Annotated in this window: 19 protein-coding genes and 1 tRNA gene; 2 read left to right on the top strand and 18 right to left on the bottom strand. The window is 47.6% G+C overall.

Annotated elements, in window-relative coordinates:
- Positions 1–21: 21 nt before the first annotated feature.
- The 13 genes from HNQ92_RS14550 to smpB form a co-directional block, all read right to left on the bottom strand.
- The gene (locus HNQ92_RS14550; protein ID WP_184174784.1) at positions 22–1,050 is read right to left on the bottom strand and encodes a COX15/CtaA family protein; all 1,029 of its coding nucleotides are present in this window, start codon (positions 1,048–1,050) and stop codon (positions 22–24) included.
- Complete coding sequence (locus HNQ92_RS14545; RefSeq protein ID WP_184174783.1) at positions 1,025–2,905, bottom strand: cytochrome c oxidase subunit I; 1,881 nt, start codon at positions 2,903–2,905, stop codon at positions 1,025–1,027. The genes HNQ92_RS14550 and HNQ92_RS14545 overlap by 26 nt, the downstream gene beginning before the upstream one ends.
- A gap of 31 nt (positions 2,906–2,936) precedes the next feature.
- On the bottom strand, positions 2,937–4,064 hold the full coding sequence (locus HNQ92_RS14540; protein WP_184174782.1) for a cytochrome c oxidase subunit II: 1,128 nt from the start codon (positions 4,062–4,064) through the stop codon (positions 2,937–2,939).
- A gap of 21 nt (positions 4,065–4,085) precedes the next feature.
- Positions 4,086–5,393: a quinol:cytochrome C oxidoreductase gene (locus HNQ92_RS14535; protein ID WP_184174781.1), complete on the bottom strand. Its 1,308-nt coding sequence runs from the start codon at positions 5,391–5,393 to the stop codon at positions 4,086–4,088.
- Between the two features lie 31 nt (positions 5,394–5,424).
- A complete protein-coding gene (locus HNQ92_RS14530; RefSeq protein ID WP_184174780.1) occupies positions 5,425–6,036 on the bottom strand; it encodes a c-type cytochrome in 612 nt (203 codons plus the stop codon).
- Positions 6,037–6,048: 12 nt separating this feature from the next.
- A complete protein-coding gene (locus HNQ92_RS14525; RefSeq protein WP_184174779.1) occupies positions 6,049–6,576 on the bottom strand; it encodes a DUF3341 domain-containing protein in 528 nt (175 codons plus the stop codon).
- Between the two features lie 53 nt (positions 6,577–6,629).
- Positions 6,630–8,057: an NrfD/PsrC family molybdoenzyme membrane anchor subunit gene (gene nrfD, locus HNQ92_RS14520; protein ID WP_184174778.1), complete on the bottom strand. Its 1,428-nt coding sequence runs from the start codon at positions 8,055–8,057 to the stop codon at positions 6,630–6,632.
- A gap of 53 nt (positions 8,058–8,110) precedes the next feature.
- A complete protein-coding gene (locus HNQ92_RS14515; RefSeq protein ID WP_184174777.1) occupies positions 8,111–11,197 on the bottom strand; it encodes a TAT-variant-translocated molybdopterin oxidoreductase in 3,087 nt (1,028 codons plus the stop codon).
- 48 nt (positions 11,198–11,245) lie between these two features.
- Positions 11,246–12,499 carry a c-type cytochrome gene (locus HNQ92_RS14510; RefSeq protein WP_184174776.1) on the bottom strand — a complete coding sequence of 418 codons (1,254 nt, stop codon included), beginning with the start codon at positions 12,497–12,499 and terminating at the stop codon, positions 11,246–11,248.
- A 278-nt stretch (positions 12,500–12,777) separates the two neighbouring features.
- A tRNA-Cys gene (locus HNQ92_RS14505) sits at positions 12,778–12,848 on the bottom strand.
- Between the two features lie 71 nt (positions 12,849–12,919).
- A complete protein-coding gene (gene rpsA, locus HNQ92_RS14500; protein WP_184174775.1) occupies positions 12,920–14,758 on the bottom strand; it encodes a 30S ribosomal protein S1 in 1,839 nt (612 codons plus the stop codon).
- A 195-nt stretch (positions 14,759–14,953) separates the two neighbouring features.
- Positions 14,954–15,466 (bottom strand): HNH endonuclease, encoded by a 513-nt coding sequence (locus tag HNQ92_RS14495; RefSeq protein WP_184174774.1) that lies wholly within the window; start codon positions 15,464–15,466, stop codon positions 14,954–14,956.
- A 147-nt stretch (positions 15,467–15,613) separates the two neighbouring features.
- Entirely contained in the window at positions 15,614–16,072 is a 459-nt protein-coding gene (gene smpB / locus HNQ92_RS14490; RefSeq protein WP_184174773.1) for an SsrA-binding protein SmpB, read from the bottom strand.
- 65 nt (positions 16,073–16,137) lie between these two features.
- Here smpB and HNQ92_RS14485 point away from each other — a divergent pair, with 65 nt between their 5' ends.
- On the top strand, positions 16,138–16,605 hold the full coding sequence (locus tag HNQ92_RS14485; protein WP_184174772.1) for a nuclear transport factor 2 family protein: 468 nt from the start codon (positions 16,138–16,140) through the stop codon (positions 16,603–16,605).
- Between the two features lies 1 nt (position 16,606).
- Here HNQ92_RS14485 and HNQ92_RS14480 read toward each other — a convergent pair whose 3' ends face one another.
- The 3 genes from HNQ92_RS14480 to HNQ92_RS14470 all read right to left on the bottom strand — a co-directional run bounded on the left by HNQ92_RS14480 (position 16,607) and on the right by HNQ92_RS14470 (position 19,336).
- Complete coding sequence (locus HNQ92_RS14480) at positions 16,607–17,581, bottom strand: radical SAM protein (protein ID WP_184174771.1); 975 nt, start codon at positions 17,579–17,581, stop codon at positions 16,607–16,609.
- 2 nt (positions 17,582–17,583) lie between these two features.
- Positions 17,584–18,426, bottom strand: a complete 843-nt coding sequence (gene accD / locus HNQ92_RS14475; RefSeq protein ID WP_184174770.1) for an acetyl-CoA carboxylase, carboxyltransferase subunit beta — start codon at positions 18,424–18,426, stop codon at positions 17,584–17,586.
- Positions 18,427–18,628: 202 nt separating this feature from the next.
- On the bottom strand, positions 18,629–19,336 hold the full coding sequence (locus HNQ92_RS14470; RefSeq protein WP_184174769.1) for a DNA alkylation repair protein: 708 nt from the start codon (positions 19,334–19,336) through the stop codon (positions 18,629–18,631).
- Positions 19,337–19,483: 147 nt separating this feature from the next.
- On the opposite strand from HNQ92_RS14470, the gene HNQ92_RS14465 reads away from it, so the two are divergent.
- A complete protein-coding gene (locus HNQ92_RS14465; RefSeq protein WP_184174768.1) occupies positions 19,484–20,065 on the top strand; it encodes an NADPH-dependent FMN reductase in 582 nt (193 codons plus the stop codon).
- Between the two features lie 27 nt (positions 20,066–20,092).
- Here the strand turns inward: HNQ92_RS14465 and ftsZ are convergent, their stop codons facing one another.
- Both ftsZ and ftsA read right to left on the bottom strand, forming a co-directional pair.
- A complete protein-coding gene (gene ftsZ, locus HNQ92_RS14460) occupies positions 20,093–21,544 on the bottom strand; it encodes a cell division protein FtsZ (RefSeq protein ID WP_184174767.1) in 1,452 nt (483 codons plus the stop codon).
- 55 nt (positions 21,545–21,599) lie between these two features.
- On the bottom strand, positions 21,600–22,940 hold the full coding sequence (gene ftsA, locus HNQ92_RS14455) for a cell division protein FtsA (protein WP_184174766.1): 1,341 nt from the start codon (positions 22,938–22,940) through the stop codon (positions 21,600–21,602).
- Between the last annotated feature and the right edge of the window lie 11 nt (positions 22,941–22,951).

The following is a 22,951-nucleotide window of genomic DNA, read 5'->3' as shown; positions in this document are numbered from 1 at the left end:
GTGGTCTCTACCCCGAATTGATCAAGGTATAACTGATTGAAGGTACTTGGGGCTAGTCCATTTTTTAAACAGCCACTCCGCGTTAACCACCACCCAAACGATAAACTGAACACCCATCAATAGAATAGACATCAGCAAGTGAATTGGCTGGGAGAATGCAGGAACACCAAAATAGGCCATACTTACACCAGTAGCTATTTCCAGCACAATAATAAGTAGGTTTATAGCTACGAGCTTTCGAACTAACTGAGGTGATGCTTTTTGTCTATATACCTGATAAAATAAAATAAAGCCTACAACCAGGATCAAAATGGAAAAAGACCGATGAACATAAAATAAAAAATTGAGATTCTCAATCCACTCGAAACGAGCTAGATAGCCCAACCGAGCAATTACATGATCCATTTCCTCCCGAACTTGGGTACCCATAATGAGCTGAATCAGAGAGAATCCTAAATTAATGAGAATGAGCCTATTTAATCGCATATTTCCTTTGGGAAATAGGCTCGTCAACTGCTCCGCGTAGGATGCCAGGAGTAAATACAACAATACAAAGACAATCAGAATAGCCAGTAGCATATGCAATGTGACCATACTAGGCAGGAGTTCAAAAGAAACTACTTTGGAACCTAACCACCCCTGAATGCCTACCAATACAAAGGCCAGAAAACTAAGGTAAAATAGTAGTCTATACGACGTATGACGAAAGGGAAAAGAAGCCACAAACGTCAAGAAGATCATAAAACCCGTAAGTACCCCTAAGAGGCGATTTACGTATTCTATCCAGGTTTTGGTAGCATTAAAAACTACCTCTCCTTTTAGCTTCTTACCGTATATCTCTTTGTAGTTTAAAGGTAGTTGAGACTCCTCCGTTGGAGGAACCCAACTACCAAAACATTTGGGCCAATCGGGGCACCCCATACCCGCTCCGGTACTCCGAACGATCCCCCCGGCGAGAATCACTAAATACACGGTCAAAACGGTAAGTAGCGCTACTTTCCGGAAAATACGGAGAGACCGGGCGTTAATGTGCTTCCTTGAACTGGTCATTAAAATTTTGAGCCTCAATCACTTTTTCCATAGCAATCTCCTCATTTTCGTGGGGAAGATTGGATTCCGGAGTTTGTGAATAGGGTACGTTTTGCGGAATAAAATCCTCGGGGGCACCTGGTTTGCTGTAATCATAGGGCCAACGATATACAGGAGGTATTTCTCCTACCCAGTTACCATGCCCCGGATTAATGGGAGCAGTCCATTCCAAGGTATTGGAGCGCCAAGGATTCTGAGGTGACTTTTTGCCTTTAAAAATGCTATAAAAGAAGTTCCACAAAAAGATAAACTGCGCCAGGAAAGAAAGGATGGCCGCTACCGAAATAAACGCGTTCAGATCCGTAAAGGAACTACTAAAATTATAGGTAGTAAATTGATAATAGCGACGGGGAAAACCGGCAATACCAATGTAATGCATGGGGAAGAAAACAAGGTAGATACCTGTGAACGTAAGCCAGAAATGGATTTGTCCGAGCGTGTTGTTCATCATACGACCAAACATCTTGGGAAACCAGTGGTATACCCCCGCAAAAAGTCCAAAAGCCGACGCCGCCCCCATCACAATATGGAAGTGGGCTACTACAAAGTAGGTGTCGTGCAACTGAATATCCAGAGCGCTGTTTCCTAAAATAATGCCCGTTAGCCCGCCGGTTACAAATAAGGATACGAGTCCAATAGAAAACAGCATAGCCGGTGTAAAGACCAAATTACCCCGCCATAAGGTAGTTGTGTAATTGAAGGCTTTTACCGCCGAAGGTACTGCAATGATCAGGGTTAGGAACATGAATACGGACCCTAGGAATGGATTCATACCCGTTACAAACATGTGGTGAGCCCATACAATGAAAGACAGAAAAGCAATACCAATAAGGGAGGCAATCATGGCTCGGTATCCAAAAATGGGTTTACGCGAGTTAGTTGCAATGATCTCAGAGGTAATACCTAAGGCCGGAAGCAAAACAATGTATACTTCGGGGTGGCCTAGGAACCAAAATAAGTGCTGGAATAAGATAGGACTTCCTCCTACATTAGGTAGTGCCTCGCCGTTAATGTAAATTTCAGAGAGATAGAAGCTGGTTCCGAAATGCCGGTCGAAGATAAGTAGCAAGGCCGCAGACAAGAGTACGGGAAAAGATATAAGCCCTAGAATAGCAGTTATAAAAAAGGCCCAGATGGTTAAAGGCAGTCGATTGAATGCCATTCCCCGCGTCCGTAAGTTAATTACAGTTGTAATATAGTTGATACCTCCCAGTAATTGGGAAACGATGAAAAGTGTCATACTAACCAACCACAGGGTCATTCCCATCTGGGAGCCAATGTGAGCTTGGGGAAGTGCACTGAGCGGTGGATAAATGACCCAGCCTCCGGCTGCAGGTCCGGTTTGTAAAAATAAAGAAGAAAACATGATTACGCTGGCTGTAAAAAAGAACCAGTAAGAAAGCATGTTCAAAAATCCGGAAGCCATATCCCGGGCACCAATCTGCAAAGGAATCAGGAAGTTACTGAAAGTACCGCTAAGCCCGGCTGTTAAGACAAAAAATACCATGATGGTACCGTGCATGGTAACCAAGGCTAGGTAAAAATTGGGGTCTAGCTGTCCGGTATCATTGATCCATTGGCCTAAAACGGGTTTTAACCAAGATAGGTTGGCGTTGGGAAAGCCTAATTGAATACGAAATACAACTGACATCGCAATGCCAATTACGGACCACATAATACCAGTGATAAGGTATTGCTTGGCAATTACTTTATGGTCTTCAGAAAAGATATACTTCCGCCAAAAGTTTTGTTCCTCGTGGTGCTCATGCTCTTCGGCATGCACGGTTGTCCCAATTCCTGTTTCTACTACTGACATATCTTTGCAATTTTAAAAAAAATCCGATTGTTTAACGTAAGGAAGCGCTTGTTCCGGCTCCACCACTGGCTGCATCGACCGAGGTACTATCCGCTGGGGTCGTCTCCGTGGATTCTGTCGTTTGAGTAGGCATGTACTGTAGTGCTTTTGCTTTTAAGTTAGCTGGTACTTTAGCCAAATAATCGGGGTAGGTTTGCAGGAAGGTTTTTTGCTCGGCACACCATTTGCGGTAAGAAACTTCATCTTCAATAACCAACCGCATCCTCATCCCAAAATGCCCTTGTCCACAAATTTCAGTACAAGCGATTTCGTAATCAAAATCGGGATTGCCCAACTCGGCTCGCATTTCATTAGTAGTTTTATCAGCCACAAACCAGAACCGGGTAGGCATACCGGGTACTGCATCCATTTTTACCCGAAGATGGGGAATAAAAACGCTATGTAGTACGTCCCTAGCGCGTATTTTAAGTAGTACCGGCTTGTTGACCGGAATATGCATTTCGCTGGGATTAGTGAAATCGTCAAAGGAAAACTCATCCGATAGATCAATCCCCAATTCATTTTGAGCATCAATCAACTTGTAGTTGTAATTCCCTAGTTTCTTATCGTTAACACCGGGATAACGCACTATCCAGCCAAACTGCTTTCCAACAATTTCTACTACCTCTGAATCCTTTGGTGCATCAGAGGTAATATCTGACCAAGCCCGCCAACCAGTAAATACCAATGTAGCCATTACCACGGCCGGAATTACCGTCCAGATCAGCTCCAGCTTATGGTTTTCGGGATAGAACGTTGCCTTATTGCCTTTCTTATACTGGTATTTCCAGGAGAAAAAGAAAAGTAAAAAGTTAACTACAATACAAGCGATGGTCAGAATACCCATCGAAAACCAAAATAGATCATCGGTACGTCTTCCGTGAATGGAAGAGGCTTCGGGTAGAAAATCTTTCTCTGCAACCAGGAAAGACCAGGTACTTGCTACCAAAGCAAATACCAAAAAGAGAATAAACATAGCCCCATTCCAGCGATTGCCCTGGGGGAGCCCTTCGCCGGTCTCAGAGCTCTTAACACCTTTCAACACTTTTTGCATTCTGACGATCACCGTAATGGTGAGCACCAGAAAAACGAGGGCAAGTATTCCAACTATATAAACCATAATAGAGTAAGGTTACAGAAATTAGGCAATGTCATGATGCAATGATTCTTCCAGCATGGGGTGATTCTTGGGAATCAGGTTTGCTTTTGCTAGCTGTGCTGACACGAACCAAATGAAAGAACAGGCAAACAATAAAATGAAGCCAAATTCTACCGGACCAAATCCTCCGCTTGCTCCCACTGTTCCCGGCATGATGTTCGTATAGAAATCGAAGTAGTGACCAATGAGTACGCTCCAGCAGGCTACCTTAAGAATAGAATGAGTAGCCTTGGCATCTCTCGTCATAAGAACCAGGAAGGGAAAGAAAAAGTTTAGGAAAAGACTGATGAAGAAAGGGGCTTTATAAATTCCCCCAAAGCCCGCAAATCGCTCCTTATAATAGATCGTCTCTTCGGGTAAGTTCGCGTAGTAAATGAGCAAAAATTGAGCGAACCATACATAGGTCCAGAAGATACTGAAGGCAAAAACAAATTTACCCAAATCACGTAAATGGCTGGAATTGACGGCTTTTAAGTACCCTTTTTCGCGCAGGCTTACTACAGTTAGTGTAATCACCGCCAATCCAGCTACGTGCCAACTGGCTAGGGTGTACCAGCCAAACATGGTACTAAACCAGTGGGTGTCAATAGACATGACAAAATCCCAAGCGGACGTAGAGGAAGTTACTGCGAATATAACCAAGAAGGTCACTCCGTACTTTACTGATTTGTTATAGTTATCCAGCCCGCCTATTTCATCCTCCTGCAAAGAGGCATTCCGAAGTACACGCCACAAAAAGTACCAAGCTACAAAGTAAATGACCAGCCTGATCAGGAAGAAGGGCGTATTTAGGAACCCTTTTTTTCCATTTATAATTGGGTCAAAATGCTCGCTGGCTGGATCATACAAGTCAGAGTGAGTCCAGTGAAACAAATCGTGCCCCCCAAGGAAAAAAGTCACAAGCATGATCACTCCTGTAACGGGCAAGAAAGCGGGCATCGCTTCGGGAATGCGCTTAAACACGACAGACCAGCCTGCTTGGGCCAAATAGTTGTAAGACATGAAAAACATACCTACTACCGAAATGCCTGTAAAATAAACGGCATTAAGCCAAATGTTAGCCCAGATGCGAGTCATCCAGCTACCGCCTTCATGTCCCCCATCGTGGGATCCAGCGGCATGCTCAGCGCCATGGTGAGCGGCTTCATGGCCTCCTCCACTAGCTAACAAAAAAGCGCCTCCGATAACCAGCACCAAGCCAATGGCTCCGCCGATGAGTAGCCTACGCTTGGCGTCGGAGGTAAATTCAAACTGTTCTTCTATGGAAGGAATCGAGTGTACTGATGCCATTATTGTTGTATAGTTACGCTTATACCAAGTTTCAGGAGTCTTCTTTTTGGAGCTGATGAACGTAATGGACTACTTTCCAACGTTCTTCGGGATTCAACTGAGAACCGTGCGGCCACATCCTGCCTTTCCCGTGGGTTATCACGTGAAAAATATGCCCGCTGTTCATGGTTTGATAGGCCCCTCCTTTGTAGTTGGGCACCCCTTGGTAAACGCCTCCCACGGTACCGTCCCCAGCACCGGTAGCACCATGACAATGCTGACAGTAACGTACATAGAGTACCTTTCCTTCGGCTAGGGATTGCTCGGTCAGCGGTATAGGATTGGTCAATGTACGTTCGGAAATCCCAATGCTGTCTTTGGGTACATTGTAAATCATCAGATCAACGCGGGTAGAATCTCCATTACCAAAGTTAGTAGCGTAGTTACGTCGAGCTACCGTACCCGCTACTGGCTCACGCATGTTGAGCCCCATAGGATTAATGGGATGGTTTTCTACCTGCCGGTAGGGCTCGTAACCTACGGATTGATACATATTAGGAGCAAATTCAAGACCAGGGTTATTGGTATCTCGCTTACAGCTAGTAAAAGCCATCGCTACCATCCCCATCATCCCAATACCCTTATATAGGTTCGTAAACTTCATTCTTGTGATCAATTAGAACTGTTTGATGTTAACTTCCTCTGCGCCCGTATCCTGTAAAATTTTCACAATATCCGCTTCAGCCATTTTATTACTACTCAAATTGATGGCCATCACAAATTTATTGTCGGTAGAACGCGGGTCAAACATATTAGGGTTAGCATTGGGTCCTAACCCGTTGGTTATTAAGAAAGTACCTACCATTCCGAATGCCGTAAATAGGACGGTCATTTCAAAAGTAACGGGAATGTAGTTAGGCAATGATATGGGGTCTTTCCCTCCTACAATCATCGGCCAGTCAATACCCATGGTCCAGGTCGTAAGCGTGAGCGCACAGGCACAACCAATCATTCCAAAGATAAAGGCCGCAATACCAATACGTGTACGAGGATGCCCCAACGCGTCATCCAAGCCGTGAACTGGAAAAGGAGAATATACTTCCTCTATTTTGACCCCGGCCCTACGAATGGTAGGTACTGCATGAAGTAGTACGTCGTCATCGTCATATACTCCCACTAAATATTTTCCGGTTAATGTTGCCATACTTTTTTATCGTTAGCTAGGCCAATCGAATGATTGGCGCGGATGTCCTAAAGTTATTGCGGGTCTTTGTTAAAAGAAGGATTAGAAATCCTTTGTGCCTTGGCTACTCCAGAAACTTTTTGAGGTAGCTTTTCAGACGAAGATTTAATAACAGCTTTCACCTCAGCCATGTTGATTACGGGCAGGTACTTGGAAAAAAGTAGGAACAGCGTAAAGAACAAACCAAAGGAGAAGATATAATCTCCGATATCGTAACGCGTAGGTGAGAACATCGCCCAGCTGGAAGGAAGGTAGTCGCGGTGTAACGACGTAACAATAATTACAAACCGCTCAAACCACATCCCGATATTTACGATGACCGAAATAAAGAAGGTCCATGTGACACTACGGCGCAACTTACGCGACCAGAATAGCTGAGGGGAGATCACATTACAAGTCATCATAGCCCAATAGGCCCACCAGTAGGGCCCCGTAGCCCGGTTAATAAAAGCGTAGCTTTCGTATTCTACTCCCGAATACCAGGCAATAAAGAATTCAGTCAGATACGCAACCCCTACAATCGATCCCGTTAACGTGATTACTTTATTCATGGACTCGATGTGCTCCAAGGTAATGTAATCTTCCAGGCGATACACAACCCGCGTAATTAGCATTAGGTTTTGTACCATCGCAAAGCCAGAAAAAATAGCTCCCGCTACAAAATAGGGAGGGAAAATCGTAGTATGCCAGCCCGGAATCACGGACGTAGCAAAGTCCATGCTTACAATGGTATGCACAGAAAGTACCAGGGGTGTAGATAACCCGGCCAGGATTAAGCTGATGTATTCGTAACGGGACCAGGTTTTGGCCGAACCGTTCCAGCCCATGGCGAAGGTACCGTAGATGAATCGCGAGACTTTACTCTGGGCACGATCCCGAATTGTTGCTAGATCGGGGATTAGACCAATATACCAAAAAACGAGGGAAACGGAAAAGTAGGTGCTGATGGCGAATACGTCCCATACCAGGGGCGAGTTAAAGTTAACCCACAGCGACCCAAAGGCATTGGGTAAGGGCAGAGCCCAGTAGGCCAACCAAGGACGGCCCATGTGCATCAGAATAAAGGATGCCGCACAAAGTACCGCAAAAATGGTCATGGCTTCTGCCGCCCGGTTAATGGAGGTTCTCCACTTTTGACGGAACAGCAACAAAATGGCCGAAATCAGGGTACCCGCGTGACCGATACCTACCCACCACACAAAGTTAGTAATATCCCAGGCCCAGCCCACGGTTTTATTGAGCCCCCAAACGCCTAAGCCCTCCCACCAGGTCCAGAAAAGACAGGCCGTACCGTAAATGAGTACAATAACCGAGATGGTAAAGGCGATCATCCATTGCTTGGTAGGCTTGCCTTCCACTTGGCGGCATATATCCTCCGTTACGTCTGCGTACGTTTTTCCGCCGGTAATCAGCGGGGGTCTTACGGGTGATGTAACATGCATATGTCTATGAAATTATAATGATTAGATCTTCGTTTATGCTGACTGTAAAGTACCTACGCTTTCGTATTGGCTTCCTGAAGTGCTTCCTTGTTCCTTACTTTCGTCAAGAAAGCTACCTGCGGACGTGTGTTGATCTCTTCCAGCATATGGAAGGCCCGGCCTTCACGCTCTACTTCCAGGATCTTTGAGATTGCGCTTTCAGGATCATTCATATCTCCAAAGGTAATAGCACCGGTAGGACAAGTTTGAGCACAAGCCGTATTGATTTCACCATCTATTGGGCGTCTTCTTTCTTTCCTGGCGGTTAATTTCCCTTCCTGGATTCGTTGAACGCACATGGAACATTTCTCAATAACCCCTCGCGAGCGTACCGTCACTTCTGGGTTAATGACCATTTTCCCTAGATCATTGTTAAAATGATAGTCGAAATCATCGTTGTCAAAGTACTTAAACCAGTTAAAGCGGCGTACTTTATAAGGACAGTTATTTGCGCAATAACGGGTACCCACACAGCGATTGTAAGTCATTTGATTTAGCCCTTCCGAACTGTGGGTGGTGGCTAGTACGGGACATACTGTTTCGCAAGGTGCATTGTTACAGTGTACGCACATAACGGGCTGAAACGTCACTTCTGGATTTTCTGAAGCCTTTTCCAAGCCCTTCAAGTCATCGGCCTCGGCATCACTGCTGTAATAGCGATCAATCCGTATCCAGTGCATTTCGCGGCGATTAATTACCTCCTGGCGACCGACTACCGACACGTTGTTTTCGGATTGACAACCAAGCACACAAGCTCCGCAACCTGTACAAGAGTTAAGATCAATGACCATTCCCCAGGAGTGGTTCTTGTATTCGTGCCCATTCCATAGCGTAATGTCCGTAGCATCTTTGGGACCTTCTGAGGTTTCTACCTTAGGGATGAAACGCCCAGCGAGGGGGTCCTTCTGATAATTAGCCAGGACCGTTTCCTGTAGAACAGAAGCCCGTCTCATGACCGTATCATGGGTCTGAGTCTGGGCTATTTCGCGCGAACCACCGGCTTTGGTTAAAGTTACCTCCCCCGGTGCAAAAGACAGATATCCTCCATTAAAGGAGGCCAGCGGGTACACATTTTTACCTACCCCATTCGCCGACTTCCCAGCTTTTTCGCGACCATATCCAATGGCAACGGCGACAGTATCGTTAGCCTGACCTGGTTGGATAAGTACAGGCAACTCTACGCTTTTTCCTTTTAAATCTATTTTAACCAGATCACCCTGCTCAACGCCTAAATCAGACGCTGTTTTTTGCGAAACGCAAGCAAAGTTATCCCAACAAGCTTTTGTCACCGGCTCGGGGAACTCCTGTAACCAGGGGCTATTCGCCAGCGCTCCCGTTCCCATCCCAACATTTTCGTAAAGAGCTAGCTCAAGGCCTGAGGCAGAAGCGCGGTAGTTTCTAGCCAAAGAAACCGCAGCAGCTGGCAAATTCCCCGAAAAAGAAGCTGCTGAGGAGGTAGCACCTTGATTGGGCTCAAAAACACCGTCATGGAGTGCTTTAATCCAAAATTGTTCAAAATTGCCGCTCCCAGCCTGCGGATACATATTTTTACGCCAGTATGCTTTTACATACTCGTGATAATCCTCATTCAATCCGGCCCATTTGAGTAAACTAGCCTGCGCCTGACGCGTATTGTATATTAAACTGATGGTGGGCTGAGTAAGGCTGTAAAATCCGGCCTTGGGCTCAGCATCATTCCATGACTCGAGATAGTGCGGAGCCGGACAAATGTATTTGGTCAGAGACGCAGTTTCGTCGGCCCGATCAGAAAACGACACACTAAGGCCAATTTTGGGTAGTGCCTGCGCCAATTCCGCACCCCGCGGGTGGTCATATACCGGATTGGCATTATAAAACAGTACCGCTCCTACTTGGCCGCCTTTTAATTCATCAATAAAGGCATTCATGGCAAGATCGTCTCCCTGACGGTAGTACAAAGGAGCGCCCAGATCAATGGTAGTTCCGTAGCTTCCTAATAGGCCATTCAGCGCGTTTACTACCGTTTGTACGGCCGGATCATTTACGCCACATACTACCAAAGCTTGCCCCCGCGCGGCAGCCAGTTCTTTGGCTGCTCTATCTAGATGAGGGGCCTCGATGGAAGGAACAGAAATACTTGAACCACCCAATGCAGCCGCTACCTTATTGTATAAAGAAGCCGCTACCAAACCAATTTGCGAAGGTTTAACCGCCGAACGATAATCGGCGTTGGAACCCGTAAGAGAAAGAATCGACTCAAATTGGTAGTGACGAGACATGTCCTTCTTCCCATCTTTTGCGCTACTTACCCGTCGGGTTTCAGCGTATTGTTTGGAGAAAGCCTCAGGGCTTATCCAGCTACCCAGAAAATCAGCGTCAATCCCAACGATGACCTTCGCCTTGCTGAAGTCATAAGCAGGAATGGCGAGTTTACCAAAAGACTCCTCATTGGCTTTGGTAAGCGCGGACAAAGAATTAGCGTCATACATAATATGACGAGTAGTAGGGTACTTAGCCGCAAAATCTGCAATAGCTGCTTTTGTTGACGGACTTAAAACTGTAGAGGATACTAACCGAATGGATCTACCACTAGCGGCTATTTGGGCGAGCTGGGCCGTAATTTCTGTATCAACAGTTTCCCAACTAATTTTACTATTGTCTCCTTTTGCCGGTCCTTTGAGTTTTTCTACGTCATACAAGCCCAGTAAAGAGGCATGTACACGTGCACTGGCACCGCTGGATACACTGGACAGTGTATTGGGTTCAATTTTAATGGGCCTCCCCTCTCGGGTCTTGACCAGTATGCTGGCATAATCACCCCCTTCGGCGTAGGTAGAAGCGTACCAGTTGGCAATAGTTGGATATTCTCCTTCGGGCTTATTGAGGTAAGGAACCGCTTTTTTTACGGGCGTTTCGCAAGCTGCCAAAGAGACTGCAGCCATCCCAAAGCCTAGCACTTTTAAGAAATCCCGCCGATGGGTTCCTGATCCATCAACTAAGCTTTCGTATTTGTTTTCTTGGGGAACAACCTCAGTAAATTCTCGGTCGGCGTTCTTTACAAAGCTTTCGTCGTTACGTAACTCTTCAAGCCCCCGCCAGTACCTTTTAGTATTGTTTTTCATAGAACTATTCAATACAAATTTGTTGTATTTTGGAATTTTTCCGGGTGATTAGTAATGACACTTAGAACATTCCAACCCGCCAATATCCGCCACTTTTAGTGCTCCCTTATTTTCCTGTCCGTGTAGCTGTACGAGGTTATCATAGTACGCATTTCCTTTGGTATTCACGTCCGTCTTACGATGGCAATCAATACACCAACCCATGGTCAGCGATGACCGCTGTTGCACCACTTCCATCTTCTCAATCTCTCCGTGGCATTGCTGACACTGCAAGCCACCCACGTTTACGTGCTGAGCATGGTTAAAGTAGGCTAAATCAGGCAGGTTGTGTACGCGCACCCACTCAATAGGGCGGTCATTTTCGATCGCTTCGTAAATTTTCTGAATTTCGGGGGACTCTTTTTTGATCACACCGTGACAATTCATACAAATATTGGCAGAAGGGATATGCGCCGAGCGGCTGCGACTGGCTCCTGTATGACAATAATTACAGTCAATCTTATAATCGCCTGCGTGCAGTTTGTGAGAAAAGGCGATTGGTTGCTTAGGAGCATAGCCTTGTTGTACTCCTACATTGAAGGCTCCGTCAATTGTAGCTTTTACAACCAATAATACAAAAACCCAAATGGTTGCAGAGCGAACCACGGAGTTTCCTGCCACTTTGGTCAAAGAAGTGCGAAGGCGGGTCATGAACGTACCTTCTGAACCTTCGGTGGTTTCGCCACCAACGGCTTTGGAAAGGATCGTAACAATAACCAGTAGCACACCCAAAACCAGAAGCATAACAACCAGAAGTGCGACCAATACCAAAATGAACAGGTCGGAGGGTGCACCGGCTTGAGCCGTGGCTCCTCCTGCAGCTGGCGCACCCGTCGCCTCAGCTTGGGCTGCGGGTGCCGCATTGGCCTGTTCAATATACGCAAGAATCCCCTTGATGTCATCTTCTGACAGATTAGGGAAACTGGTCATTTGAACCTTATTATACTCATTGTAAATCTTGACGGCATACTCATCTCCGCTGGCAATCATGGCCGAGGGATTATGAATCCATTTTACCAGCCAAGGTACATCGCGGCGTTCCGTAATGCCTTTCAATCCAGGGCCAACCGATCTTTCAGCGGTTACCTTATGGCAAGAGGCGCAGTTATTTTTGAAGAGTGTTTCTCCTTTGGCAGCATCTCCTTCCGTGCCTTGTGCCAAGGCTTGGGATAGGCCTAAAACAACCACCAAAAAAGTAAACAGCGGCAGCCTACGTACTATTTTTTGACTAAAAAAAGAGGTTTTTTTTCGTTGTTTATTCATAATCAGCGGTCCATTATACTTCATCACACAAATCTAATGCACGATTTTTTATCCACAAAAGTATTTCTTTTATATTTTATCCCTTCCATCTATTTATACTTTTTCTAAGCTTCCCCTCTTTTGGGGCCTTATGCACACGCTGGGCTAACTCCTTTTGCTTTTCAGCCACTTAAGAAAAAAAGTACCACCTGCGCAAGCATATTGTCTGCTTCACACAAATGGTACTTTTCCGTCTTAACTACTAATAAAAATAGCCTCTTAAATCAAGACTTGAAAGGAGGTTCCGAGCGGATTCGAACCGCTGTAAAAGGTTTTGCAGACCTCTGCCTAGCCACTCGGCCACGGAACCAGTTTGGCCGCTTCGTTGAGGGTAATTAGGACGCTCAACGAAGCTGGCGCAAAATTAAAGATTATTCCCTATTACTCCTCGCCTTCGGCGTCTTTTTTAGCCGCTTTTTTATCGTTTTTCTCGGTCTCTTCCATCTGCTCTTTCAAAGCGGACAAAACATCTAGATCCCCGAAGGTAGATTTATCAGCTTCTTTGCTTGGAGTAGCTTCGGACTTCACAGCTGCTTTTCTAGCACTTTTCTCCTCTTTTTTGCTTTCTACCGCACCGCCCTGCCATACTTTGGAGTGAGACAGCACGATTTTCTTTTCTTCTTTTGAGAATTCAAGTACTACAAAATCAACCCCTTCGCCAACTTCAACCCAGCTTCCGTCTTCCTTGGCCAGGTTTTTGAGCGCCGCTATTCCTTCAATACCGTAGGGTAGTTCAAGCGTAGCAAATTTATCACCTTTTGATACGATGGTTGACCGGTGAACCGAGCCTACTTCAAAGATCGACTCAAAGGTATCCCAAGGGTTTTCCTCCAGTTGTTTATGCCCCAGAGCCAAGCGACGATTGTCGGCATCGAGCTCCAGTACCACAACCTCAAGTTCTTCGCCTACTTTGATAAAGTCAGAAGGGTGTTTGATTTTCTTGGTCCAGGATAGATCCGAAACGTGTACCAGTCCATCAATACCTTCTTCCAATTCAATGAATAGACCGAAGTTGGTCAGGTTACGTACTACTCCTTTGTGACGAGTACCAATCGCGTATTTCTCCTTGAGCTGGCTTTGGGTCCAGGGGTCTTCAGTAAGTTGCTTAATGCCCAGCGACATTTTGCGCTCCTGACGATCCAGGGTCAGAACTACGGCTTCTACCTCGTCATTAACACTCATAAACTCCTGCGGATTGCGCAGGTGCTGTGACCAGGACATTTCAGATACGTGAATGAGTCCTTCTACGCCCGGCATGATTTCAAGAAACGCGCCGTAGTCGGCCACGTTCACGATCCGGCCTTTTACTTTGGCTCCTACCTGAATGGTTTCGGAAAGAGAATCCCAAGGATGTGACTGAAGCTGCTTCAGACCCAGTGAAATCCGCTTTTTCTCTTCGTCGAAATCCAATACAACAACATTAAGTTTCTGGTCAAGGTTGAGCAGTTCCGAAGGATGGTTGATGCGACCCCAAGAAATATCCGTGATGTGCAGTAGACCATCTACACCTCCCAGGTCAATAAATACCCCGAAGTTGGTCATGTTCTTAATCACCCCTTCCAGTACCTGACCTTTCTCAAGGTTGTTCAGGATTTGCTGGCGTTGTGCTTCTAGATCTTTTTCGATCAAGATCTTGTGCGATACCACTACGTTGTCGTTGGCGTAGTTGATTTTTACCACTTTTACCTCCATACGTTTGCCCACGAAAACGTCAAAATCCCGAATGGGTTTTACGTCAATTTGTGAGCCAGGCAAGAAGGCTTCAATGCCAAATATATCTACAATGAGACCTCCTTTGGTTCTACGTTTTACGGTAGCATCAATCACCAGATCCTCATCGAACGATTTCTGAATGTTATCCCAAGCGGTAATAACTTTGGCTTTCTTACGGGAAAGTACCAGCTGGCCCTGGGCATCTTCTTGATTTTCTACGTAAACCTCTACCTCATCCCCGATTTTCATGCCGGGAAGATCCCGGAATTCGTTGGAGGAAACCAGTCCATCCGACTTGAAGCCGATGTTCAGAATTACTTCGCGGTCGGTAATTCCTACTACAACACCTTTAACTACCTCTTTCTCCGTAATAGGTGATAGAGTAGTATCGTACATCTGCTCGAGACGAGCGCGTTCTGAAGCCGAATACCCGGTGCCGAAGCCCTTGTCATCAGCGGTTTCCCAATCAAAATCGGGCATGTGGTGGCTTTGTTTTTCCTTTGCCATAAATAGTTAAAAAGGTGCTCTAAGATACATCAGTTCCTGAGCTAAGGAGCTGAAAATTAGTGAAACAATGTGTTACTAGGGAAAAATAGACCGCAAAGATACGAAAACTAAAGAAAATAAAAAGACACGCCTTTGATTTTTGGGGATGCATGACTCCCAAAACCAACGACTATGCTTGGTGAAAGTACCTTGTGATCAGTAAACGGCTTCCTTAGAACCCAGATATGGATGCCAGCCTTCGTCCACGGTGCCCGAAAAATCACGCAGGAACATGAGAAAAGAAGGTCTGAAGGGCCGTTGCCGGAGGGGCATGGAGGCTTCTTCCGGAGTGTAATCTCCTTTGCGGGAGTTGCACCGCTTGCAAGCCGTGGCTAAGTTATCCCAGTTGGTTTTTCCACCACGGGATTTGGGGAGTACATGATCTAGCGTTAAGTCTTCGGTAGTACCACAATACTGACACCGGTTGCCGTCTCGCCGAAATATATTCTGGCGAGTCATCATCACACCCCGGTATGGCAGGTGAATGTACCGGTGCAGCCTAATGACAGTAGGCATGGGAAATACTTCATTGACGCTGCGCAGCTTATGAGAAGAAGATTCGACGACTAGCTCCGCTTTGTTAAGGTAGACTAAAAGAAAGGCCTTGGGGACAGAACAAACGCTTAGCGCACTATAATCTTGATTGAGTACCAAAACTTTCCTGCCCATAGGTTCAAAAGTAATTTCTTCCCAGCAATATATGGATTTTCCTACATTAAAACGTCAAAGTCGGGTAAATTGTTGGTAAAATTAATAATGAATAAGGGCTAGCTACTAAGTAGCTACGGCCTCCTTAAAAGGCTACTGACTATCAATTCAATAGGCTACCCTGTCAATTTCACGCTTCACATCTCGCTCTTTGATTGACTCCCGCTTGTCGTAAAGTTTCTTACCTTTAGCTAAGGCAATCTGCAACTTAGCCAACCCACGGTCATTGGTAAAAAGCCGGACCGGAATGATGGTTAGCCCCTGGTCTTTGAGCTTTTCCGAGAGGCGCTTTAATTCACGTTTGGTCAATAGCAACTTACGGTCTCGTACGGGATCGTGGTTGTAATGGGTACCTTCGGTATAGGGTGCAATGTGTAGGCTCCGAACGAAGAGCTCGTCATCCATAAAAAGGCAGTAGGCATCCTGAAAGTTGACTTTGTTTTGCCGTATGGATTTGATTTCGGTACCCGTCAAGGCCATTCCCGCCGTAAATTCTTCCAGAAAAAAGAATTCGAACGAAGCCCGACGGTTTTCAATTTGCACCTTTTTAACTATTTTGTCAGCCATTTTCTGTTCCTAAGTAAGTACCGTAAAAGTACGGTATCTAAAATTAAAAAAATATACCATCGCACATGAAAGCTTCTCTTTGGCTCTTTCCCTGGTTCCTGGTTTGTTGGCTGGCAGGAAGTACTCACGCTCAGGCCCAAAACGAAGAGCAAGCCGTCCGCGAGGTGGTAAAAAGCCTATTTGATGGAATGCGATCGGGAGATTCATCCGTAGTGCGCCAGGCTTTTTTGCCGGATGCCTCTTTACAGTCAATCGTCTTCACCAAGGAGGGTACTACCAAAGTACAGAAAGAGGCGATTCCGAATTTTGTGAAGGCCGTAGGTACTCCGCACGATAAGGTCTGGGATGAACAAATTTACGACCTAAAGGTACTTTTAGACGGCCCGATGGCTGTTGTATGGGTGCCTTACAAGTTTTACCTGGGCGGGCAGTTCAGCCACTGCGGCGTTAATGCCTTTACGCTGGCTCGGGTAGGTACTACCTGGAAAATTGCGGGTATTACCGATACACGTCGGCGTGACAACTGCCTCTGATCTAACGAAGCATTTGCTTCCAGGTACCTTTGATGCGGTTGTACTTAAGGGTACTTGGCAGTGCTTTCCACCAGTATTTATTCATTTCTACCGCAAAGGAAGGCTGCATGTAGCAGTTAATGGCGCAGCCTTCGCAAGCCGGTAACCGCCCTTCCAGGGCTACCAGCGTTTGTACCTCATCGGATAGGTACAAGCTGCGGAGGTTACCTTCGATTGGGAATTCTTTCAGGCCCAAGTGGTAGCAGGGTAGCACCAGTTTATTCTCCGGAGAAATAACAAGGGTGGTACTTGCCGCTTTACAGACAGGCCGGTCTACGTGGTTGCCCCCGTCGAGGCGAAGCTGCACGAAGGCATCGTTCAGGTACACGTTTTTTTGCTTTCCCCAGCGGGTAAGTTCTTTCAAGGCATGGTCCGAGAGGGTTTCTCCGACGCCATTGTACTCAAACACCGGGTTAAGTATGAGTACCAGGTCATTGGGTAGACAAATTTCCTCCCACAACCGTTTTATATGATGAATGTTGCTCTCAAAGACGGTAAAAATAATATCGGGACGCTCGCCTAGGCTACGGGCTACGGCAATTGACTCCATCACTTTATCGAAACACTTAACGCCTCGGGACTGGTCGTGCTCGTCCCGATCGGGCGAGTCCAGCGAAAAATGGAGCATATCCACCAGGCCCTTCAACCGCTCGGCGTACTTAGGGTACAGCAGGCCGTTGGTGGTAACGGTCGTGATCATCCCCTGCGCTTTGGCTTCCGTCAGGAGCATATCCAGCTGCCGATGCAGCAGGGGTTCTCCGCCTGTAAAGTCCACTACCTTCACGCCAAGTTTCCGCAAATCACGCAGGTTTTCGCGGGCGCTTTCCAGCGTAACGTAGGGAGAAGGGCGCTCCCAGATATCGCAAAAACCACAACTGGCATTACAGCGGTAAGTCAGGTAGTAGTTGCACAATATCGGGTGCGAAACAAGGCGCATACTTAACGGAGCATAGTCAGCAAGCTGGTGAGCTTATCTTTGAGTTCTTTACGATCGACGATAAAATCCAGGAAGCCATGCTCCAGCACAAACTCCGCACTCTGAAAGCCTTTGGGCAGATCCTTCCCGATGGTTTCGCGGATGACCCGCGGCCCCGCAAAGCCAATAAGTGCCTGGGGTTCGGAGATATTAAAGTCACCGAGCATGGCGTAGGAGGCCGTCACGCCCCCAGTGGTAGGGTCGGTCAGGAGCGAAATGTAGGGTACCTTAGCTTCCGAAAGCAACGCCAGTTTCGCCGAGGTCTTGGCCATTTGCATCAGCGACAATCCCGCCTCCATCATGCGGGCTCCGCCCGAGCGGGAAATCATCAGGAAAGGCTGCCGGTGAGCCAACGAGTGGTCAATGGCCCGGGCTATTTTTTCACCTACTACGGAGCCCATCGAGCCGCCGATAAAGTTGAAGTCCATGCAGGCTACCACAATGTCCAGGTCGTTCATTTTGCCGTGCGCAGCGCGTACGGCGTCCTTCAGACCGGTTTTGAGCATCGTAGACCGAATCCGGTCGGGGTAGGGCTTGGTATCGATAAAACGCAGCGGATCCCCCGAGCGGAGTTCGGGATCTAGCTCTATAAATTCATTATGATCAAAAAGTAGTTCAAAGTACGCCTCCGAACCTACTTTATCGTGGTAGTTGCAGTGCGCGCAAGTATATGCGTTTAATTTATGCTCCCGCGTATGCATGATCTTTTTGCAATTGGGACATTGGTACCAAAGCCCATCGGGGGCTTCGCGTTTCATTTCGGTGGGAGTATTGATCCCTTTCTCTTTCCGAACAAACCAAGACATAGGCAGTAGGTGGGTTAATTTCTGTAAATGAAAGTAAGCTATCCTGAAAAAGTACCTCTAAACTCCCAAGGCCCCATATTATAGGGTACTTTACGACGCCTAACTACGAGTAAGCAGATCCGACAACACTATTCTAGCGTTATTAAAACGTTAGAATAACGTCGTAATCGGGGGTCAAATATAGTAAAAATGTAATTGGCGATCACAGAGTCAGGTAGTATTGCCGACGGGCGGGTGGCAGCCGCTCGATCGCGTAGTGTAGCGAGGTACGAGCCAAAACTCCGCTGTGTTGGTGTAGAAATGCCTCCAGGGTATCCAGATCCCGCTTGCCTATTTCGCGCAGCATCCAGCCAATTGCCTTGTGAATCAGGGGATGTTTACTCGTCAAAAGTACCTCTGCCACCCGGATCGTATCTTCAAACTGCCCTTCACGAATGAAGTAAAAAGTAGCCAGCAGGGCGATTCGCTGCGTCCAGAGGTGGGTACTTTGGGACAGCTCCATCAGTACGGAGCGGTCTTTCTCCCAGAGGTGATATCCCACAATATCCCGCGCCGAGAGATCCACCAAATCCCAGTTGTTAATGTAGGCCCGGTGCGTCAGGTACAGCTCGTAAAGTACCTCTTGGTGCATCTTTGGTGCCTTGGGATAATAGGCCACCCACAGCAGTAAAGCCACCAGCCGGCACTCGTGAACGGGGTCTTGCAGGAGCGGAAGTACCTCAGCCGGATGGGCCAGGGCCAACCGCCAGCGGCGCGCCACGTCCCGGGCCTGAGGGTTGGATATACCCCAGAAAATATCGCCTTCGGCGTATTGTCCCGGTCCGGTTTGGAAGTACCTACTCATGAAGGCCGCCCGCTCGGGATTTGCCCGCGCTGCTAGCTCAGACCGTACGCCTTGAACCAAATCCATCGGAATTTGTTATGCTAAACTAAGAAGCTGTTTGAGATAATTTATTAAGCTGCAAAGTATCTTGTTTCGCTCGAAAATCCTTTGTTTTCGCCATCAAATGAATAACTTAAATCGCTTCTAAGTAACGCTTCTAGTCGAATCAAGTAAATGAGCTCTGAAAGTACCCTCCTTTTCACCGAAGCCTCAACCGCCGATACCAAGCCTCCCGTTGTGATTATTTCGGGTACTAACCGCCCTGACTCTACCTCGCGCCAGCTGGCCAATTACTACCAGCTGCTGCTACGGCGCTTTGGGGCCGAGAGTGTCATTGTAGATCTGCACGAGCTACCCGGTGATTTTACCGTGTCGGCACTATACCACAATAACGGAAAGAGTGAGGGATTCAACCAGGTGAGGCAGCAACTCGATAAGGCCGAAAAGTTTGTTTTTGTCGTACCTGAATACAACGGATCTTTTCCGGGGGTACTTAAAGCATTCATTGATGGGCTTCCTTATCCCAACGGCCTGCTCAATAAAAAAGCGGCTCTGGTAGGGCTTTCTTCTAATCCCCACGGTGCCGCTCTGGCGCTGAGCCATTTGAACGACATATTCAGCTACCTGGGTATGAATACGTTGGCCCTACGGGTAAAGCTGGGCCAAATCCGCACGCATTTTTCTGAAGGTACCATTACCAATGCCTTTTACCAAGAGCTACTCGAGCTCCAGGCCCGGCAGCTCATAGACTTTTAAAACTTAAAACGTAAAGTACCCTACCTTCTACAAACGATGTTGCTCCATCTCGGTAGCGGGGATAGCAGGGCGTCGCCACAGCTCGATCTGGCTGCGTCGATAGGCTGGCCCTTCCAGATCGGTGTAACGCACGGCCCGTTCCCGGAAGCTTTTAACCATCATCCGAATCCGGTCTCTTTCTTCCGACGACCACCCTTCCTCGACCGTTTCCAGGCTTGTGTACGAATGCTGCGGAGTAGGATCTATCTGGTGGCTAGGTACTTCCACCCGAATGTCGATTCCACCCGTTGGGGTGGCGTCGAGCACGTCTACCTTAACCATATTTTCATGGCCATTCAAAGCGGCAACCTGAAGTTCTTCGTCAACTTCTTCGGGCACAACGACCGCTTCTTCTTCCGGCTTATCCTGTTCATCTTTGGGCGTACGGATGACGCCCGAAATGGGAGGCTCTATACTATCGAAACCCGCCGCTACCACCGTAACCCGTAATTTATCCCCTAGCGAGTCATCGGTAATGGTACCAAGCTTAAACATCCGTGCTTCTCCACCTACCTGCGAAAGGACATATTTCCATATTTCGCGCTGCTCCTTCATGGTGGCCTCCTTTTTCCGGCTGGTAGCCAGGGTCACCAGAATCCGTTTCGCACCCGTAATGTCTCGGTCATTCAGCAGCGGAGAATCCAGTGCTTCTTTGATGGCCTGGTGCGCCCGGTTATCTCCCTGGGCTTCGGATGTACCCATCACCGACTGCCCGGCTCCTTTCAGAACCTTCTCTACATCTTTGAAGTCCGTGTTGATATTTCCGTTGGTTGTAATAATCTCGGAAATACTTTTCACCGCGTTCAGCAAGATATTATCGGCTTCGGCAAAAGCCTGGCTGAGGGTCATATCTTCAAAGAGCTCTTCCAGCTTGTCGTTCAGTACTACCAGTACGGTGTCACTGTACTCCTTTAGCTGATCAATTCCGTCCAGTGCCTGCTCCTTCTTATCCAAGCCTTCCCAGGTGTACGGAGCCGTTACTACCGCCACGGTGAGCTTGCCCATTTCCTTGGCGATCTGGGCAATAACGGGTGCCGCGCCGGTACCGGTTCCACCGCCCATACCTGCCGTAATGAACACCATTTGCGTAGCGCCTCCCATGAGAGATTTGATCTCCTCGATGGTTTCCAGGGCAGCCTCACGACCTTTGGTGGCGTCAGTACCAGCTCCCAAACCCTGGGTGAGGGTGGCACCCAGTTGAATTTTTATGGGAACGGGGCTTTTGTTAAGCGCCTGGCGATCGGTATTACAAATTGCAAACTCTACATCTTTGATTTTCTTTTCAAACATGTAGTTTACGGCGTTGCTCCCCCCTCCACCTACTCCAATTACTTTGATAATGGGTGGCTCGGAAAAGCCAGCGCCTTCTCCAAGGTTGTTTTTCACGATCTCGTTCACGGTATATTCCTGTTCTAAGGAGTTTAGCAATCTAGTATTCATACGGGGTCTTCAAAAAAGTAAGAGGAATAGCGCTTCGTGTTTGATCTGGCTCTGGCTACTCGTATTCGCCCAGGTTGTCCGAATCTCGGCGCCCAGGTAAAGGCCACCGCCAGAACCCGCCCCCCTCGTCTTTCCGAGGCTTCTTAGGTTCTTTAACTACTGGCGTAGGGACAGGCACATCGGCTGGTTTGCATACTGATTTGACCCGCACGTCGATGGGCTTTAGGCCCGCCCAGGCTAAGCCAAGGGCCGTGGCGTAGGAGGTATTGCTAACGGCGTCGGCCTTGGGTGTCCGGGCCAGATGTTCCGGAATTCCTACCCGCACGGGCATATCATCAGCTACCCGACTAAAGAGGGTTTCGATTTCTGGGATATTGGCGGTTCCGCCCGTAAGCACTATCCCTCCTATGAGTTCATCGGCATAGCCTGACTGCAGAATTTCCGCGTACACCATTGCCGCTATTTCTTTGAGCCGCTCTTCAATAATCATGGCCACGTTTTTCTTCAGTACCTGCTTGGGGGCTCTACCCGTTAGGTAGTTTACCAGAATCTCGATCGTAAGCGGTACGTCCTCGGACAAGGCCTGGCCAAATTCCTTTTTCAACTCCTCGGCATTTTCCAGCTGGATACCACACCCAATCCGCAGATCGGCCGTGAGGTGTTTCCCCGCAATGGGAAAAGAAGCAATATGCCGAATGATTCCCTCGTGGTAAATCACTAAATCCGTGGTATGATCCCCGATATCCACCAAGGCGATCCCCGCGTTCATTTCCTCTTCTTCCAGTACCGCCAGGCCCGTAGCGATGGGGGCTAATAGCATTTTATCAAAGTACAAGCCTCGCTTGGCTTCGCTAAGGCTCTTTTTGGTCCGTTGAATGGACTGGTTGTTGGCCGACACTACCAAAAAATTACCTCCTAGCTTAATACCCGTCCGGCCCACTGGCTCCCGAACACCGGGCGCACCATCCACAATAAAATCCATCGGGAGTACGTGCATGACGTCGTAGTTAGACTCCGTCTTGGCCCGATACATGTCGTCTACCAACTGATCTACGTCACGCTGGGTTACCTCATCCCCCGTCGAGGAAGTAGGCCTGATTACCCCGTCGCTTTGATTGCTCACTTTTACGTGCATCCCCCCAAAGCTCACGTTCACGACACTGATGTCCAGGTCATAGTGGGTGTCTAGCTCTTGAAGTGCGGTGCGGAGCGCATCACCTACCAGCCGAATGTTTTCGACAGAACCATTCACGACTGCTCCGGGAGCAACGGGTACTTCACTAAAACCCATGATTTCAATCGTATCGGAACGGTAGCCTCCGGAGCTCTGAGCTACCACAACCGATACCTTGGTACTTCCTATATCTACGCCTGCTACGATGGTGTCATTGACCATATATACGGAGT

The sequence above is a fragment of the Rhabdobacter roseus genome, from assembly GCF_014202275.1.
Taxonomy (GTDB): Bacteria; Bacteroidota; Bacteroidia; order Cytophagales; family Spirosomataceae; genus Rhabdobacter; species Rhabdobacter roseus.
Note: the sequence above shows the minus strand (reverse complement) of the source record. Positions and strands in the feature narration are given on the sequence as shown.